This window comes from Duganella margarita, assembly GCF_009857535.1.
GTDB lineage: Bacteria > Pseudomonadota > Gammaproteobacteria > Burkholderiales > Burkholderiaceae_D > Rugamonas > Rugamonas margarita.
The window spans coordinates 169440-185696 of record NZ_WWCS01000004.1; the positions used below are offsets into that span (position 1 = coordinate 169440).

Sequence of the window (16257 nt, forward strand, 5' to 3'; positions counted from 1 at the left end):
CGGCAACGACGGAGTGCTACTAGCCTTTACCCTTCTCCGCAATCACGTCCATCAACTTCTTCCAGGACTTGCTGAACGACTCCGCGCCTTCGGTCTGCAACTGCGCGGCCAACGCATCAACATCAACCCCGGCATCGGCAAACTGCTTCAACACCTTCTCCGCATCGCCCCCTTCCGGCGGCATGCTGCCATTCACCACGCCGTGATCGACAAACGCCAGCAGCGTCTTCTCCGGCACCGTGTTGATGGTGTTAGGCGCCGTCAGCGACTCCACATACAGAATGTCCGACGCCGCCGGGTCCTTGGTCCCGGTACTGGCCCACAGCAAGCGCTGCGCCAAAGCCCCCGCCTCCGCCAGCTTGCGCCAGCGCTGCGACGCCAGTAACTCGCGATACGCAGCATACGTCTGCCGCGCCACCGCGATCCCCAGCTTGTTCTTCAGCTCATCCGGGACCTTATCCTTGACGCCCGCATCCCAGCGACTGACAAACAGCGACGCCACCGACGCCACCTTCGGATCAAGCCCCGCATCAATGCGCCGCTCTATGCCGCGCAGATACGCTTCGGCCGCCGCCAGATACTGGTCACGCGAAAACAGCAACGTCACGTTGACCGGAATGCCGGCAAAAATCGCTTCCTCGATCGCCTTCACACCTTCTGCGGTGCCAGGAATCTTGATGAAGGCATTCGGCCGCTGCAAGCGTTCGTGCAAAGTACGGGCCTCGCGCAACGTGCCTTCGGCGTCATGCACCAGCAGCGGCGACACCTCCATCGACACCCAACCGTCGACGCCATGCGAGGCCTCGTGCATCGGCAGGAACAGATCGGCGGCCTGCTGCAAATCATCCAGCGCCAGTTCCAGGAACAGCGCTTCGCCTTTGCCGCCGGCTGCGCTTTTGGTGCGGATCGCTTCATCGTAGAAATCGGCGCCCTGGATGGCCGCCTCGAAGATGCTCGGATTCGACGTCAAACCGCTGATCTCATACTCGTCGATATACTTTTTCAGCGTGCCGCTGGTTAGCAGGCCACGGGTGATATTGTCCAGCCACAGGCCTTGGCCCAGCTGGCGTAAATGTAGTGCAGGATTCATGACACAGTCTCCTTTTCAACGCCGGTAAAAGCCGGCAAGTCATAGCCCAGCAAATCGCCGATACGGTCGACCGCCAGATCCGGCGTCGTATAACCGGCGACATCATCGGCAAACGCGTAATGGCCCTGGCGGGGAAACACGGTGGTAAGCCGGTCGCCCCAGCCCTTCTTCATGGCGGCCAGAATACGTACCTTATCGTCGATCATCACGTAGTGGCGCGCGGGATACGCCACTTCGATCTGCTCCAGCATGGTCTCCTTGTGGATGTAGATCAGCACATTGCCGTCCACCGCATCCCACAGGCCCGAATACTCTACTTTACGCGGCTGGAACACCACGTCGCCATCCGACACGATCACCACCTTGCCCCACTGACGCAGATGCTTGATGACATCCAGCGCGCCGGGATACAGGCGATCGGCAAAGCGATAATTCATCAGCCAGCCCGCCATCAGCAGCAGCTTGGGATCGTTCATGGCGTCGAGGCGATAGCGCTGCAGCGCACCGAGGTAATCGGCATAGCCGAGTTGCGCAAACAGCTCGGTATATATGCTCCAGTAACGGTCGCGCGCCTCGGCGCCGAATTCCTTTTCCATGTGCTCGCGCAAATCGCTCTGGACACGGTCGTTGTCCATCAGCGTGTTGTCGCAGTCAATTAGAAAAACGATATCGTCAGCCATCACGCGGTTCCAGTCTTGTGCGGCTTCTCGGCGTGGCCGCCGAAGCCCGCGCGCATCGCCGACAACACCTTGCCGGCGAATTCCGCATTGCCGCGTGAACTGAATCGCTCAAACAGCGCGTTGCTCAACACCGGCACCGGCACGCCCTCGTCGATGGCGGCGGCGATGGTCCAGCGGCCTTCGCCCGAATCGGAAACCCGACCGGCATAGGCTTCCAGATGCGGATCCTGGAGCAGCGCGTCGGCCGTCAGGTCCAGCAGCCACGAGCTGATCACGCTGCCACGCCGCCATAGCTCGCTGATCTCACCCAGATCCAGATCGTACTGATAGTGCTCCGGGTGGCGCAGCGGCGTTGTTTCGGCATCGACTTCCTGCTCCTGCTTGCCGATATTCGCGTGGCGCAGGATGTTCAGCCCTTCCGCATACGCGGCCATAATGCCGTACTCAATACCGTTGTGGACCATCTTGACGAAGTGGCCGGCGCCATTCGGGCCGCAATGCAGGAAGCCCTGTTCGGCGCTGCTGCCAGGCTTGTCGCGGCCGGGCGTCGGCGTGGCCGCATCGTGGCCCGGCGCCAGCGTGGAGAAAATCGGCTCCAGATGCTTGACCACTTCCGGCTCGCCGCCGATCATCAGGCAGTAGCCGCGCGTCAGACCGTGCGTGCCGCCGCTGGTGCCGACATCGACGTAGTGCAGCTGCTGTTCCTTCAGCTGCGCGCTACGGCGGATATCGTCGTGGTAATGCGAATTGCCGCCATCGATAATGATATCGCCGGGCGACAGCAACGGCTTCAGGATATCCAGCGTGGAGTCGACCGCGCCGGCGGGCACCATCAGCCACAGCACGCGCGGCGTTTCCAGCTTGGACACCAAATCTTCCAGCGACGAAGCGCCGGTCACGCCGTCGCGCAGCACCGCGTTGACGGTCTCCGCGTGGCGCGCGTAGGCGACACTGTGATGCCCCGCTGCCGCCAGGCGCCACACCATATTGGCGCCCATGCGCCCCAGTCCTATCATTCCGATCTGCATAAAGATCCTTTGTGTTGTACAGGTTCAATGGGCGTGCAGGACTCAAGCCGGCACGCGCTGACGCCAGCTTAGGCTTCGGTAAAAATGAATTCGGTTAGATCGAGCACATAGCGGCTCGACAAGGCTAGCAGATTTGTTTCTGGATTGTGTCAGCGAGGAAGCCATCGAAGGCAGACAGCAGGCGCGCGACATCGTCTCCGGTCGTATCAGGACAAACCAGCAGCATATTGTGGAAGGGCGTGATCAACAGCCCGCGATTGAGCAGGTAGAGGTGAATTGCCTGCTCCAGTTCCGCATCCATCACGTCGTGCGCTTCGGCGCCGTTGCGCGGCGGCTGGACAGTGAACTGGAATTCGGTACGGGCGCCGATTTGCGTGACGCACCATGGCAGGCCGTGGCGCGCGATCACATCGCGCAGTCCTTGCGCCAGCTGCGCCGCCAGCGCGAACATCTGCCGGTAGGCCTGCTCCGTCATTACCTGTTCCAGATTGGCGCGCATCGCCGCCATGGCGAACATATTGGCGCTCAGCGTGGTGCCGATGCCGGAATGACCGGGCGGCGCACTGCGCTTGGCATGCTCCACGCGGCGCGCCAGTTCCTCCGTAAAGCCATACGCGGCGCATGGGATGCCGCCGCCGATTGGCTTGCCGATCACCAGCGCGTCCGGCATCATGCCGTGAGCGCGGGCGTAGCCTCCGGGGCCGCTGCTGATGGTATGGGTCTCATCGATCACCAGCAGCGCGCCATAGTGCTTAATCAGCTGCTGCGAGGCTTCCCAATAGCCAGGCTGCGGCAGCACCATGCCGATGTTGGTCATCACTGGTTCCGCCAGTACACAGGCGATGTCGCCCTGCTGCAAAGCCGCCTCCAGCGCCGGCAGATCGTTGAACTCCACCACCACCGTGTGATCCGTCAGCGTATGCACCTGGCCGAGCAGGCTGTCGCGCTGCGTCGGCACGCAGTCGACCAGATCGACAAAGACATCATCCACCGTGCCGTGATAGCAGCCGTTAAAGACCAGCACCTTGCTGCGTCCCGTCGCCGCGCGCAGCCAGCGCAGCACGAAACGGTTGGCGTCCGATGCGGACAAGGCGAACTGCCAGCACGGCAGGCCAAAGCGCCGCGCCAGTTCGGCCGCCACCGGGCCGGCATCTTCGGACGGCAGCATGGCGGTGTAGCCGCGCGTGGCCTGGCGCGCAATGGCCTGCGCCACCGGCTGCGGCGCGTGGCCGAACATGGCGCCGGTGTCGCCCAGGCAGAAGTCCACATACTCATGGCCATCCGCATCGCGGAAGCGCGCGCCGCTGGCTTCGCGCACCGTCAACGGGAATGGCGTGGACCAGTCGTTCATCCAGTGCATCGGCACGCCGAACAGCAAATGCTGCCCGGCCTCCGCCGCCAGCCGCGCCGACTCGGGATGGCGCGCGATATAGCTTTCGCGCTCCGCCGCAACCAGCGCCTGTATGCGCTGCCGGTTCACGCCCGCGCTCATACCAGCAGCATCAGATGCTCGCGTTCCCACGAGCTGATAACGCGGCTATAGGTGGCGAACTCCAGTTCCTTCACCTCGCAGAACGCCTGCACAAACAGCTCGCCCAGCATTTCGCCAAGCGGCTTGCATTCGCGCAGCCGCACGATGGCGTCTTCCAGATTGCGCGGCAGCTGGTCGTGCACCTGCTCGGCGCTGCCGGCCGTCGGCGCTGATGGCTTGAGCCCTTGCGTCATGCCGAGATAACCACAGGCCAGCGTGGCCGCCATCGCCAGATACGGATTCACGTCCACACCCGGCACACGGTTCTCCACGCGCCGGTTGAGCGGCGAGGAATTCGGCACGCGAATGCCGCAGGTGCGGTTGTCATAGCCCCAGTGCACATTGGTCGGCGCCGACATGAAGCGCGACAGGCGGCGATAAGAATTGACATGCGGCGCAAACAGCAGGGTGGCCGGCGCGATGTACTTTTCCAGGCCCGCGATATAGTGGAAGAACAAATCGCTCGCATCGCCATCCTTGCGCGAGAAGATATTCTCGCCAGTGGTCGTATCCAGCACGCTCTGATGAATGTGCATCGCGCTGCCCGGCTCCGTCTCCATCGGCTTGGCCATGAAGGTGGCAAAGATCCCATGCCGCAGCGCAGTCTCGCGCACCGCGCGCTTGAACAGGAAAACGCGGTCGGCCAGCTCCAGCGCTTCGCCGTGCGTGAAGTTGATTTCCATCTGCCCCGCACCGGCTTCGTGAATCAAGGTCTCCATGCCCAGGTCGTGCTGCTTGCAGAAGGTGGATAGCTCCAGGAAGAAGGGATCGAAGTCGTTCACCGCATCGATGGAATACGACTGCCTTCCCGATTCGATCTTGCCGCTGCGTCCCAGCGGTGGCGCCAGCGGCTCATGCGGATTGCTGCTGCGAGCGACCAAATAGAACTCCATCTCCGGCGCCACCACTGGCTGCCAGCCCTGATCCTCATACATCCGCAGCACCTTGCGCAGCACCGCGCGCGGCGACAGGCCGACCGGCGTGCCGTCGAAGTTCTGGCAATCGTGAATCACCAGCGCGACATTCTCCGCCGCCCACGGCACCTGCCGCAGCGTGGCCAGATCGGGCACGCAAATCATATCCGGATCGGTCGCGCCGACATACGGCAGGTTGTTGGGCTGCTCGCCGTTGACGGTGTTCAGCAGGACGCTCTTCGGCAGGCGCATCTCGCCTTCGTTGAGGAACAAGTCCTTGGGCAGGATTTTGCCCCGCGCGATGCCGGTCATATCCGCGATCACGCATTCCACTTCGTGGATGTTGCGCTCGCGGAGGAAGTCTTTCATGGCCTGGCTCATCGTCGCTCTCCTTCAGAGGCGTTGCCGCCCGCTGACGTTTATATCTGTATCCACGTGGTTTTCAGTTCCGTGTACTTGTCGAAGGCGTGCAGCGACTTGTCGCGGCCATTGCCGGACTGCTTGTAGCCGCCGAACGGCACGGTGATGTCGTCGCCGTCGTACTGGTTGACGTGCACGGTGCCGGCACGCAGCGCGCGCGAAGTCTGGATTGCCTTGCTCAGGTCCGACGTCCACACGGCGGCATGCAGGCCGTAGGGCGTGGCGTTAGCCTGCCGCACCGCGTCCTGCACGTCGGTAAAGCTCAGCACCGACAGCACCGGTCCGAAGATTTCCTCGCGCGCGATGACCATGCTGCTGTCCACCTGATCGAACAGGGTCGGCTCGATGTAATAGCCACCACTATCAGTCCTGGATTGCTTGCCGCCCGCGAGCAGCCGCGCACCGCCTGCGTGGCCGGCTTCGATGTAGCCCATCACGGTCTTCAGCTGCGTAGCATCGACAATCGCGCCCATGACCGTGTTCTCGTCCAGAGGATCGCCCGGCTGGTAAGCCGGCACCTTGGCCAACGCCTTCTCCAGGAAGCGATCCTTGATCGACTCTTCGACGAACAAACGCGAAGGCGCATTGCAGCTCTCGCCCTGGTTGAAGAAGATCGATCCGATCGCCGCTTCGACCGCCGCATCCAGATCCGGACAATCAGCGCAGACGATATTGGCCGACTTGCCGCCCAACTCCGTCCACGCCCGCTTCAGGTTGGACTGTCCCGCCATCTGCATGATCTGCTTGCCCACCCGCGTGGAACCGGTGAAGCCGATGCAGTCCACGTCCATATGCAGCGCCAGCGCGGCGCCGGCTTCCGCGCCAAAGCCCGGCAGCACATTGAACACGCCTGGCGGCACGCCCGCCTCCAGCGCCAGTTCCGCCAGCCGCAGCGCCGTCAGCGGCGATTTTTCGGACGGCTTGAGCACCACGCTGTTCCCCGCCGCCAGCGCCGGCGCGATCTTCCACGACGCCATCAGCATCGGATAATTCCACGGCACGATGGCCGCCACCACGCCGACCGGCTCACGCGTGATCAGCGCCAGGCTGCTGGCCGCCGTCGGCGCGATCTCGTCGTAGATCTTGTCGATCGCCTCGCCGTACCAGCGGATGCAGTTGGCCGCGCCGCCCACGTCCACCGTCTGGCTGTACTTGATCGGCTTGCCCATATCCAGCGTCTCCAGCAGCGCCAGTTCTTCGACGTTCTGCTGCATCAGGTCCGCAAAGCGAATCAGCACCCGCTTGCGCTGCGCCGGTGACTTGCCGGCCCAGCGCCGATCTTCAAACGCCGCGCGCGCCGCTGCCACGGCGATGTCCACATCCACGCCATCGCAACGCGCCACCATGCCCAACGTGCGGCCATCGATCGGCGACAGATTCTCGAACTGCTGTCCTGATTTCGCCCACACCCGCTCACCGCCGATGAAGGCGCGGCCGTCCGCCTGCAACGCGGCCGACTTGTCGTGCCATTTACCCATTATCGTCTCCTTGGAGCCAGCCGCGTTCCTTCACATCGGCATACGTCAGATCGAGGCAGTGACGGATCAGCGCCAGCATCTCATCGATCTGCGCCTTGGTCAGCACCAGCGGCGGCGCGATGATCATGCGGTCGCCGACTGCGCGCATGATCATCCCGTTGTTGAACATATAGCCGCGGCATACCATGCCGACAGCCAGCGACTCATCGAATGCCACGTTGTCATGCACCGTGGCGCCTTTGCTGCGCACCAGATTCAAGCCGGCGACAAAGCCGCAGCTGTCGGCATAACCCACCAGCGGGTGGTCCGCCAGCGCGGCAAAGCCTTGCTTCAGATACGGCCCGGTATCATTGGCCAGGCGCTCGATCAGTTTTTCATCTTCGATGATGCGAATGTTTTCCAGCGCCGCCGCGCAAGCCACCGGATGGCCGGAATACGTGAAACCGTGATTGAACTCGCCACCCTGCTCGATCAGCACCTTGGCTACGCGGTCGCCCACCAGCACGCCGCCCAGCGGCACATAGCCCGACGTCACGCCCTTGGCAAAGGTGATCAGGTCCGGCTTGATGCCGAACAGCTCGGACGCAAACCAGCGGCCCAGCCGTCCGAAGCCGCAGATCACTTCATCGGCGATCAGTAGAATGCCGTACTTGTCGCAGATGCGCTGAATCTCAGGCCAGTAGGTGGCGGGCGGAATGATCACGCCACCGGCGCCTTGTATCGGCTCGCCGATAAACGCGGCCACCTTGTCCGGCCCCACTTCCAGTATCTTCTTCTCCAGCCAGGAGGCCGCCTCGATGCCGAATTCGTCCTCTGTCATGCCCTTGCCGGATTCCAGATAACTCGGCTGGCCGATATGCACAATGCCAGGTATCGGCAAGCCGCCCTGCTCGTGCATGCCCGACATGCCGCCCAGCGACGCACCGGCCATGGTGCTGCCGTGGTAGGCGTTATGGCGGCTGATGATGGTATGGCGATCCTTGTATCCCAGTACATCCCAATAGCGCCGCACCATGCGCACATTGGTGTCGTTGCCTTCCGAGCCGGAGCCGGTAAAGTACACGTGGTTGAACTGCGGCGGCGAAATCTGCGCCAGCTTGGTCGCCAGCCGCACTGCCGGCACATTGGTGGTGTTGAAGAAGCTGTTATAAAAAGGCAGCGTTTCCATCTGGTCGTAGACGGCTTTCGAAATGCTGGTGCGGCCATAGCCCACGTTCACGCACCACAGGCCCGACATGCCGTCGATAATCTTGTTGCCCTCCGAATCCCACAGATAGATGCCTTCGCCGCGCACCATCACACGCGCGCCTTTTTCGCCGAGCGCCTTGTGGTCGGTGAACGGATGCATATAGTGCGCCGCGTCCAGCTTCTGGATTTCAGCGGTATCGTAGTCGCTCATAAGGCCTCCGGTTAAACGTGCAGCAGCAGGTGCTCGCGCTCCCACGGGCTGATGACGGTCATGAATTCCTGATGTTCCAGATCCTTGATGGCGGCGTAGACGTCGATGAAGCGCTCACCCAGAATGCTGCGCAGCCGGTCTTCGCCACGCAGCAGTTGCAGCGCTTCCGGCAGGCCTTGCGGCAGTTCGACCTTCAGGTCGTAGGCGCTGTCGGTGGTCATCGGCGTCGGGTCCAGCTGGTCGACCATGCCAAGATAGCCGCACGCCAGCGTGACCGCGAGCGCCAGATACGGATTGGCGTCGGCGCCGATGATGCGGTTCTCCACGCGGCGATCCTGCACGCCGGATTCCGGCACGCGGAAGCCCACGGTACGGTTGTCCATGCCCCACTGGATGTTGATCGGCGCAGCCGTGTGGCGCACGATACGGCGGTACGAATTCACATACGGCGCCACAATCGCCATCGCCGACGGCATATAGCGTTGCAGGCCGCCGATGTAGTGCTTGAACAGCGGCGAGGCCGAACCGTCTTCGGAACTGAAGATATTCTTGCCGGTGCTGGCGTCCACCACGCTCTGGTGCACATGCATCGCCGATCCAGGCTCGCCGGCCATCGGCTTGGCCATGAAGGTGGCGTACATATCGTGCTTGAGCGCCGCCTCGCGCAAGGTGCGCTTGAAGAAGAACACCTTGTCGGCAAGGCCGAGCGGCTCGCCGTGCAGGAAGTTGATCTCCATCTGGCCGGCGCCGATTTCGTGAATCAACGTGTCTACATCAAGGCCCATCAGGTCGCAATAATCGTAGATGTCTTCAAACAGCGGGTCGAACTCGTTGACGGCGTCGATGCTGTAGACCTGGCGGCTGGTCTCGGCGCGGCCGCTGCGGCCCACCGGTGCTTTCAACGGCAGGTCCGGATCGATGTTCTTGGCGGTCAGGTAAAACTCCAGCTCCGGCGCCACCACAGGCTTCCAGCCTTTGTCCGCATATAGCTTGAGCACGCGGCGCAGCACGGAGCGCGGCGCGAAATCGACCAGGCGGCCATCGGCGAAATAGCAATCGTGGATCACCTGGGCGGTGGGATCGGTAGCCCACGGCACCATGGTGATGGTGGTAGGATCGGCCTTGAGGATCATGTCGCGGTCGGTGCTGGAGATGGCGCGGTCGTAACCCGCATCTTCGGTTGGATAATTGCCGGTGACGGTCATGCCCAGCACCGCTTCCGGAATGCGCATGCCGCGCTCCTGGGTGAATTTTCCGCGAGGGAGAATCTTCCCGCGCGCCACGCCGGTCAGGTCGGGCACCAGGCATTCAATTTCCGTGACGCGCTTCTCGTTGAGCCACAGGTCCATATCGGTATAGCTAAAGTTCTCTCGAATTGCCATTTGCTTCTCTCGTTATAGTTATCGGATGGCCTTGTAGGCGCGGCAGGCGTCGCCAAAGGCTCTGAATAATTTGACGGAGTCCGGATTATCGGAAAAGCGCCACTCTGGGTGCCACTGTACCGCGAGCGTGAATCCTTTGGCGTCCGCCACGCGGTAGGCTTCCACCAGACCGTCGTCGGCAAGCGCTTCCACCGCCAGGCCCGGCGCCAGCTGGTTGATGCCCTGGCCGTGCAGCGAATTGACCATGATCTCGCCAGCGCCGCCGAGAATCTGCGTCATGCGCCCGCCGGGGTCCAGCAGCACGCGGTGCGACGGCGCGTATTGCTGGTCCAGCGCATCGTCCTTGCGTTCGCGGTGGTCTGCCATGCCGGGCACCACATGCACGGCCTGATGCAGCGATCCGCCCAAGGCCACGTTCACTTCCTGGAAGCCGCGGCAGATCGCCAGCAGCGGTATGCCGCGCTTGATGGCGGCGCGGATCAGCGGTAGCGTGGTGGCGTCGCGCGCCGCGTCCAGTGGCAGCGATGGGTCGAGCACCGCTTCGCCATACAGGGCGGCGTCGATGTTGGAGGGGGAGCCGGTCAGCATCACGCCGTCGGCCAGCGCCAGCAGCGCTTCGAAGTCGGTGGCCGCGCCGAGCGCCGGCACGATCAGCGGCGTGCAACGCGCACCGTCCGCCACGGCGGCCACATACTTGAGCTGCGCGGTGTGATACGGATGTGCGCCAATCCGGTTGACGCACGCTGGAACCAGAACGATTGGGCTGCGCATAGAAGCTTTCATCTATTTGGATTTGATTAAATGATAATCCGATTTTGATATGATTGCGAACTCAAATCGGGAGTTAGCGCATGAAGAACATGCCATGGCGAGATTTCGTCGCTTTGGTCGCCAGTATCGGCGTGGTAGGCCTTGGGCTGGGCGCGACAATTCCGCTCACCGCGCTGACATTGGATCAGCGCGGCGCCGGCACGGATGTCATCGGCATCATCACCGCCGTCAGCGCGGTGGGCATCCTGGCGGCCGCGCCGTTTGTCTCGCGCTGGGTGGCCGGACATGGGCCGCGCGGCTGCATGATCGGCGCCATCCTCGCCGCCGCGCTATCCACCGCCCTGATGGAAACCACCGACAACCTACTGGCCTGGGGCCTGCTGCGCTTTGTATTCGGCGCCTGCATGGGCGTGCTGTTCACGATAGGCGAAGCGTGGGTCAACAACCTGGCGCCGGCGAATTCGCGCGGCAAGGTGGTGGCCATCTACACCACTGCCTTTACGCTGTTCCAGCTGATCGGCCCTGCGCTGGTGGCGGCACTGGCGGGCAAGGTGGCGCTGCCGTTTGCTTCCTGCGGCGCGCTGTTCCTGCTTGCGCTGCCCGGCATGCTGCTGATCGGTGGCGGCGCGCAAGGCCACGAGGACGAAGCGCCGGTGGCCTGGCAGCGCATCCTGCCGCGCATGTGGATGATCGCTATCGGTGCGGCCTTCTTCGCCATGTTCGATACGGTGGCACTCAGCCTGCTGCCTGTGTACGCCATGCGCCACGGCATAGCCACCGAACTGGCGGTACTGTCGGCTACAGTGGTGCTGGTGGGCGACACCGCGCTGCAATTCGCCTTTGGCTGGCTGGCGGACCATGTGGGGCGACGCAAGGTGCATGTCGGCTGCGGCATCGCGGTCTGCGTGCTGCTGCCGGTACTGCCGTTTGCAGCGGGGACGCCGTGGCTGTGGTGGACCGTGCTGCTGGTGCTGGGCGCGGTGGCCGGCGCGATCTACATGCTGTCGCTGGTGGCGTGCGGTGAGCGGTTTGAAGGCCAGTCGCTGGTCGCGGCCAGCGCGGTGGTCAACGCCAGCTGGGGCATCACCAGCGCCGGCGGACCTTTGGTGACGGGCGTATTAATGCAAACGGCCGGCGTGAATGCGCTGCCGGCCGTTCTTTGGGTGGGCGCGGCGATCTTCATCGCCAGCGCATTTCTGGACAGGACCGGGAACAGGAACTAACCCTTGGCCGCAGCCGCCAGTTGCTTCGAGCGCAGACGCTCAGCGCGGGCGATGTACAGGCTTGAGGCAATCACCCCGATCGACACCACCAGGATGGTCAGCGCCGCCACCGCATTCACGCGCGGATCGAGACCCAGGCGCGCGCGCGAGAAGATCACGATCGGCATGGTCGACGAACCAGGGCCGGACAGGAAAGCCGACAGCACCACGTCGTCCAGCGACAGCGTAAACGTCAGCAGCCACGCCGAACCCAAAGCCTGCTTGATGTTCGGCAGCGTCACCAGGAAGAACACCTGGAACGGGCGGCAGCCCAGATCCATCGCTGCTTCTTCCAGCGACTTGTTCATCTCCTGCAAACGCGATTGCACCACCACAGTCGCATAGGCCATGCCCAGCAAGGTGTGGCCCAGCCAGATCGTCACCAGCCCGCGCTCCGGGAAGCCGAACATCTTCTGCACCGACACCAGCATCAGCAGCAGCGACAGGCCGATGATCACCTCCGGCATCACCAGCGGCGCGCTCACCATACCGGTAAAGAGTGTACGCCCCTTGAAGCGCTGGTAGCGGTCCAAGACAAACGCCGCAAAGGTGCCAAGGATGACAGAACCGCAGGCCGTCAGCAGCGCAATGCGCAGCGACAGCCCGAAACCGCTGATGATCTCCGTGTCGCTGGCCAGCGCCGCATACCATTGCAGCGAAAAACCGCTCCACACCATGTCCTGGCGCGAGCTGTTAAACGAAAATACCACCAGCACCACGATGGGAATGTACAGGAACAGGTAGCCCAGCGACAACCAGCCACGCCCGAACCAACGATGCAGGAACTGGGTCATTTGCGCGCCTCCTGGTCCGCCTTGTATTTATTGAAGATCGCCATCGGCACCAGAATGAACAGGATCACCACCACCGTCACGGCGGACGCCAGCGGCCAATCGTTATTGGTAAAGAACTCGTCCCACAGCTGGCGGCCGATCATCAGCGTCTCCGGGCCGCCCAGCAACTCCGGGATCACGTACTCGCCCACCGCCGGAATAAACACCAGCATGGTGCCGGCGATGATGCCGGACTTCGACAGTGGCACGGTGATGCGCCAGAAGGTCTGCCACGGCGTCGCCCCCAGGTCGGCCGCCGCTTCCAGGTAGCGCACGTCCATCTTCACCAGATTGGCGTACAGCGGCAGGATCATGAACGGCAGGTAGGCGTACACCATGCCGATGATCAGCGAGAACTGGGTGTTCATCAGGTGCAGCGGCTCCGAGATCACGCCGAGGTTGAGCAGGAAGCTGTTGAGTATCCCGTTGTTGGCCAGGATGCCCTTCCACGCATAGATGCGCAGCAGGAAAGAGGTCCAGAACGGCATCATCACCAGCATCAGTAGCACCGGACGCGCGGCCGGCTTGGCGCGCGCCATGAAGTAGGCGAACGGGTAGCCGATGAAGAGGCACAGCGCCGCCGTGATCGCGGCGAACTTGAGCGAGTTCAGATAGGTCAGCGCATACAGCTCGTCCTGCGCGATGAACAGGTAGTTGGCGATCTTGATCTTCAGCGTCAGCACGCCGTCGGCCATTGTCATCAGGGTGCCGAACGGGCTGCCGTCGCCGCTGTCCAGATCCACGAAGCTGATGCGCAGCACGATCAGGAACGGGATCAGGAAGGCAAACGTCAGCCAGAAAAACGGCACGCCGATCACCAGGCTGCGGCCCGGACGGCGGAACAGGTTCTTGAGGAAGTTCATGCCACCACCTTAGCTGGTCAGCACGACGACGTCGGCGCCATCCCACCACGCGTAGACGCGCTGGTCGCGCTTGAGCGCCGCATCGTCATGCCGCGCTGCGTTGGTGCGCGAGACCTTCACCACCATGCCACCGTCCAGCGTGATGTGGTAGCTGGTCTCGTTACCGAAGTAGGAAACGCCGGTGATCACGCCTTGCACGCAGTTGTAGCCGTGTTCGGCCGCCGTGGCGCGCTGCTCCAGCGTCGGCGCCTCGGCCTGCACGGCGATCTTCTCCGGCCGTACGGCCACCGACACCGGCATGCCCATGGTGCCAGTAATGCCGTGGGTGATGTAATGCCGGCCTTCCGGCGTATCGATAATCACGTGGTCCGGCTCATCTTTCGTGACGCTGCCGTTGAACAGATTGACGCTGCCGATAAAGTCGGCAACGAAGCGGCAGTTCGGCGTTTCGTAAATATCGGCAGGTGCGCCGACCTGCAGGATGCGGCCCGCGCTCATGACGGCGATGCGGGTGGCCATGCTCATGGCTTCGTCCTGGTCGTGGGTGACCATTACACAGGTCACGCCCACTTCCTCGATAATGCTGACCAGTTCCATCTGCGTGCGCTCACGCAGCTTCTTATCCAACGCGCCGAGCGGCTCATCCAGCAGCAGCAACTGCGGTCGCTTGGCCAGCGACCGCGCCAGCGCCACGCGCTGCTGCTGGCCGCCGGACAGCTGGTGCGGCTTGCGCTTGGCGTAATCAGTTAATTGGACCAGCGCCAGCATCTTCTCCACGCGCGCGGCGATTTCGTCCTTCGGCAGACCGTCGCGGCGCAGGCCGAAGGCGATGTTGTCCCATACCGACAGGTGCGGGAACAGCGCGTACGACTGGAACATCATGTTGATCGGACGCTGGTAAGGCGGCACACTGACAATGTCCTGCCCAGCCAGCGTAATGCTGCCGGACGTCGGCGTTTCAAAGCCGGCCAGCATGCGCAACAGGGTGGACTTGCCGCAGCCCGAGCTGCCCAGCAGTGCGAAGATTTCTCCCTTGTTGATCGCCACCGATACGTCATTGACGGCACGGACGCCATCGAATTCCTTAACCAGGTTGCGGATCAGGAGGAAAGGTTCAGCAGCTCGCTCTATGGTCATGTTATTAAAAGGGTAAAATAATATTTGCCAAACCGGTGATTATAAAGCCAGCAGCGGTCGAGGTGATTCAAACGTGGAGCAACAAGTGTTCCCGCTCCCACGGCGAGATCACCGTCATGAACTCCTGGTGCTCCAGTTCCTTGATGGCGGCGTAGACGTCGATAAAGCGTTCGCCCAGCACCTCGCGCAGCCGGTCTTCACGCTGCAGCAGCTGCAGCGCCTCCGGCAGGCCTTGCGGCAGTTCGTAGAAGTGGTCATAGGCGCTGCCGGTGACCATGGGCGTCGGCTCCAGCTGGTCGACCAGGCCAAGGTAACCGCAGGCCAGCGTGACGGCCATCGCCAGGTAGGGATTGGCGTCGGCGCCGATGATGCGGTTCTCGACCCGCCGCTGCGCGACGCCGGAGATTGGAATGCGGAAGCCCACGGTGCGGTTATCCATGCCCCACTGGACGTTGATCGGCGCCGCCGTATGGCGCACGATGCGCCGGTACGAATTGACATACGGCGCCAGGATCGCCATCGCCGACGGCGTATAGCGCTGCAAACCGCCGATGTAATGGCGGAACTGCGGCGACGGCGAGCCATCCGCAAGGGTGAAGATATTGCTGCCGGTAGCGGCGTCGCTCACGCTCTGGTGCACATGCATGGCCGATCCGGGCTCGCCGGCCATCGGCTTGGCCATGAAGGTGGCGTACATATGGTGCTTCAGCGCCGCCTCGCGCAAGGTGCGCTTGAAGTAGAACACATTATCAGCCAGCGCCATCGCGTCGCCGTGCTGGAAGTTGAGGCCCATCTGGCCGGCGCCGGTCTCGTGGATCAGCGTATCGACGTCGAGATTCATCAGCGCGCAGTAGTCGTATATGTCCTCGAACAGCGGATCGAATTCGTTGACGGCGTCGATGCTGTAGACCTGGCGCGTGGTCTCGGCGCGGCCGCTGCGGCCCACCGGCGCGCGCAGCGGCAGGTCGGGATCGATGTTCTTCTCGGTGAGGTAGAACTCCAGCTCCGGCCCCACCACCGGCTTCCAGCCCTTGTCCGCATACAGTTTGAGCACCCGGCGCAGCACGGAGCGCGGCGCAAAGTCCACCAGCGTGCCGTCGGCGAAGTAGCAGTCGTGGATCACCTGCGCGGTCGGGTCGATGGCCCAGGGGACGGTGGTGATGCTGCCGGGGTCCGCGCGCAGGATCATGTCGCGGTCGGTGTTGGAGATGGCGCGGTCATAGGCCGCGTTCTCGGTCGGGTAGTTGCCGGTGACGGTCATGCCCAGCACGGCCTCTGGAATCCGCATGCCCCGGTCCTGCGTGAATTTGGCGCGCGGCAGGATCTTACCGCGCGCCACCCCCGTCAAGTCGGGCACCAGGCATTCAATTTCGGTGACTCGGTTATCGTTGAGCCACTGGTCCATGTCAGCATCGGAGAAGTTTTCACGGATAGACATGTGGGCACTCCATTTTGCTGTCGACAGACCT

Annotated in this window: 14 protein-coding genes; 1 reads left to right on the top strand and 13 read right to left on the bottom strand. The window is 62.9% G+C overall.

What is annotated here, in order from left to right; genetic code table 11:
• Positions 1–19: 19 nt before the first annotated feature.
• The 9 genes from tal to GTP55_RS08010 form a co-directional block, all read right to left on the bottom strand.
• On the bottom strand, positions 20–1090 hold the full coding sequence (gene tal / locus GTP55_RS07970) for a transaldolase (RefSeq protein ID WP_161044405.1): 1071 nt from the start codon (positions 1088–1090) through the stop codon (positions 20–22).
• The gene (locus GTP55_RS07975) at positions 1087–1770 is read right to left on the bottom strand and encodes an HAD family hydrolase (protein ID WP_161044406.1); all 684 of its coding nucleotides are present in this window, start codon (positions 1768–1770) and stop codon (positions 1087–1089) included. The genes tal and GTP55_RS07975 overlap by 4 nt, the downstream gene beginning before the upstream one ends.
• On the bottom strand, positions 1770–2798 hold the full coding sequence (gnd, locus tag GTP55_RS07980; RefSeq protein ID WP_161044407.1) for a phosphogluconate dehydrogenase (NAD(+)-dependent, decarboxylating): 1029 nt from the start codon (positions 2796–2798) through the stop codon (positions 1770–1772). The genes GTP55_RS07975 and gnd overlap by 1 nt, the downstream gene beginning before the upstream one ends.
• A gap of 124 nt (positions 2799–2922) precedes the next feature.
• Positions 2923–4290, bottom strand: coding sequence for an aspartate aminotransferase family protein (locus tag GTP55_RS07985; RefSeq protein ID WP_161044408.1), 1368 nt, complete (start codon positions 4288–4290; stop codon positions 2923–2925).
• Positions 4287–5624 carry a glutamine synthetase family protein gene (locus tag GTP55_RS07990; protein ID WP_161044409.1) on the bottom strand — a complete coding sequence of 446 codons (1338 nt, stop codon included), beginning with the start codon at positions 5622–5624 and terminating at the stop codon, positions 4287–4289. Before GTP55_RS07990 ends, GTP55_RS07985 begins: the two co-directional genes overlap by 4 nt.
• Positions 5625–5662: 38 nt before the next feature.
• Positions 5663–7141, bottom strand: coding sequence for an aldehyde dehydrogenase (locus tag GTP55_RS07995; RefSeq protein ID WP_161044410.1), 1479 nt, complete (start codon positions 7139–7141; stop codon positions 5663–5665).
• The gene (locus GTP55_RS08000; RefSeq protein ID WP_161044411.1) at positions 7134–8540 is read right to left on the bottom strand and encodes an aspartate aminotransferase family protein; all 1407 of its coding nucleotides are present in this window, start codon (positions 8538–8540) and stop codon (positions 7134–7136) included. The genes GTP55_RS07995 and GTP55_RS08000 overlap by 8 nt, the downstream gene beginning before the upstream one ends.
• 11 nt (positions 8541–8551) lie before the next feature.
• Positions 8552–9922 (bottom strand): glutamine synthetase family protein, encoded by a 1371-nt coding sequence (locus GTP55_RS08005; protein WP_161044412.1) that lies wholly within the window; start codon positions 9920–9922, stop codon positions 8552–8554.
• Between the two features lie 18 nt (positions 9923–9940).
• A complete protein-coding gene (locus GTP55_RS08010; protein WP_161044413.1) occupies positions 9941–10693 on the bottom strand; it encodes a gamma-glutamyl-gamma-aminobutyrate hydrolase family protein in 753 nt (250 codons plus the stop codon).
• 80 nt (positions 10694–10773) lie between these two features.
• On the opposite strand from GTP55_RS08010, the gene GTP55_RS08015 reads away from it, so the two are divergent.
• Positions 10774–11916, top strand: a complete 1143-nt coding sequence (locus tag GTP55_RS08015; RefSeq protein WP_161044414.1) for an MFS transporter — start codon at positions 10774–10776, stop codon at positions 11914–11916.
• Here the strand turns inward: GTP55_RS08015 and GTP55_RS08020 are convergent.
• The 4 genes from GTP55_RS08020 to GTP55_RS08035 form a co-directional block, all read right to left on the bottom strand.
• A complete protein-coding gene (locus tag GTP55_RS08020) occupies positions 11913–12749 on the bottom strand; it encodes an ABC transporter permease (RefSeq protein WP_161044415.1) in 837 nt (278 codons plus the stop codon). The two genes, GTP55_RS08015 and GTP55_RS08020, sit on opposite strands and share 4 nt — an antisense overlap.
• On the bottom strand, positions 12746–13651 hold the full coding sequence (locus tag GTP55_RS08025; protein ID WP_161044416.1) for an ABC transporter permease subunit: 906 nt from the start codon (positions 13649–13651) through the stop codon (positions 12746–12748). Before GTP55_RS08025 ends, GTP55_RS08020 begins: the two co-directional genes overlap by 4 nt.
• A gap of 9 nt (positions 13652–13660) precedes the next feature.
• Complete coding sequence (locus GTP55_RS08030; RefSeq protein WP_161044417.1) at positions 13661–14788, bottom strand: ABC transporter ATP-binding protein; 1128 nt, start codon at positions 14786–14788, stop codon at positions 13661–13663.
• A 67-nt stretch (positions 14789–14855) separates the two neighbouring features.
• On the bottom strand, positions 14856–16226 hold the full coding sequence (locus GTP55_RS08035; RefSeq protein ID WP_161044418.1) for a glutamine synthetase family protein: 1371 nt from the start codon (positions 16224–16226) through the stop codon (positions 14856–14858).
• Positions 16227–16257: the final 31 nt, after the last annotated feature.

Bases quoted from the DNA above. Each gene is read 5' to 3' on its own strand.
- tal (WP_161044405.1), bottom strand. From the start codon at position 1,090: ATGAATCCTGCACTACATTTACGCCAGCTGGGCCAAGGCCTGTGGCTG.
- GTP55_RS07975 (WP_161044406.1), bottom strand. From the start codon at position 1,770: ATGGCTGACGATATCGTTTTTCTAATTGACTGCGACAACACGCTGATG.
- gnd (WP_161044407.1), bottom strand. From the start codon at position 2,798: ATGCAGATCGGAATGATAGGACTGGGGCGCATGGGCGCCAATATGGTG.
- GTP55_RS07985 (WP_161044408.1), bottom strand. From the start codon at position 4,290: ATGAGCGCGGGCGTGAACCGGCAGCGCATACAGGCGCTGGTTGCGGCG.
- GTP55_RS07990 (WP_161044409.1), bottom strand. From the start codon at position 5,624: ATGAGCCAGGCCATGAAAGACTTCCTCCGCGAGCGCAACATCCACGAA.
- GTP55_RS07995 (WP_161044410.1), bottom strand. From the start codon at position 7,141: ATGGGTAAATGGCACGACAAGTCGGCCGCGTTGCAGGCGGACGGCCGC.
- GTP55_RS08000 (WP_161044411.1), bottom strand. From the start codon at position 8,540: ATGAGCGACTACGATACCGCTGAAATCCAGAAGCTGGACGCGGCGCAC.
- GTP55_RS08005 (WP_161044412.1), bottom strand. From the start codon at position 9,922: ATGGCAATTCGAGAGAACTTTAGCTATACCGATATGGACCTGTGGCTC.
- GTP55_RS08010 (WP_161044413.1), bottom strand. From the start codon at position 10,693: ATGCGCAGCCCAATCGTTCTGGTTCCAGCGTGCGTCAACCGGATTGGC.
- GTP55_RS08015 (WP_161044414.1), top strand. From the start codon at position 10,774: ATGAAGAACATGCCATGGCGAGATTTCGTCGCTTTGGTCGCCAGTATC.
- GTP55_RS08020 (WP_161044415.1), bottom strand. From the start codon at position 12,749: ATGACCCAGTTCCTGCATCGTTGGTTCGGGCGTGGCTGGTTGTCGCTG.
- GTP55_RS08025 (WP_161044416.1), bottom strand. From the start codon at position 13,651: ATGAACTTCCTCAAGAACCTGTTCCGCCGTCCGGGCCGCAGCCTGGTG.
- GTP55_RS08030 (WP_161044417.1), bottom strand. From the start codon at position 14,788: ATGACCATAGAGCGAGCTGCTGAACCTTTCCTCCTGATCCGCAACCTG.
- GTP55_RS08035 (WP_161044418.1), bottom strand. From the start codon at position 16,226: ATGTCTATCCGTGAAAACTTCTCCGATGCTGACATGGACCAGTGGCTC.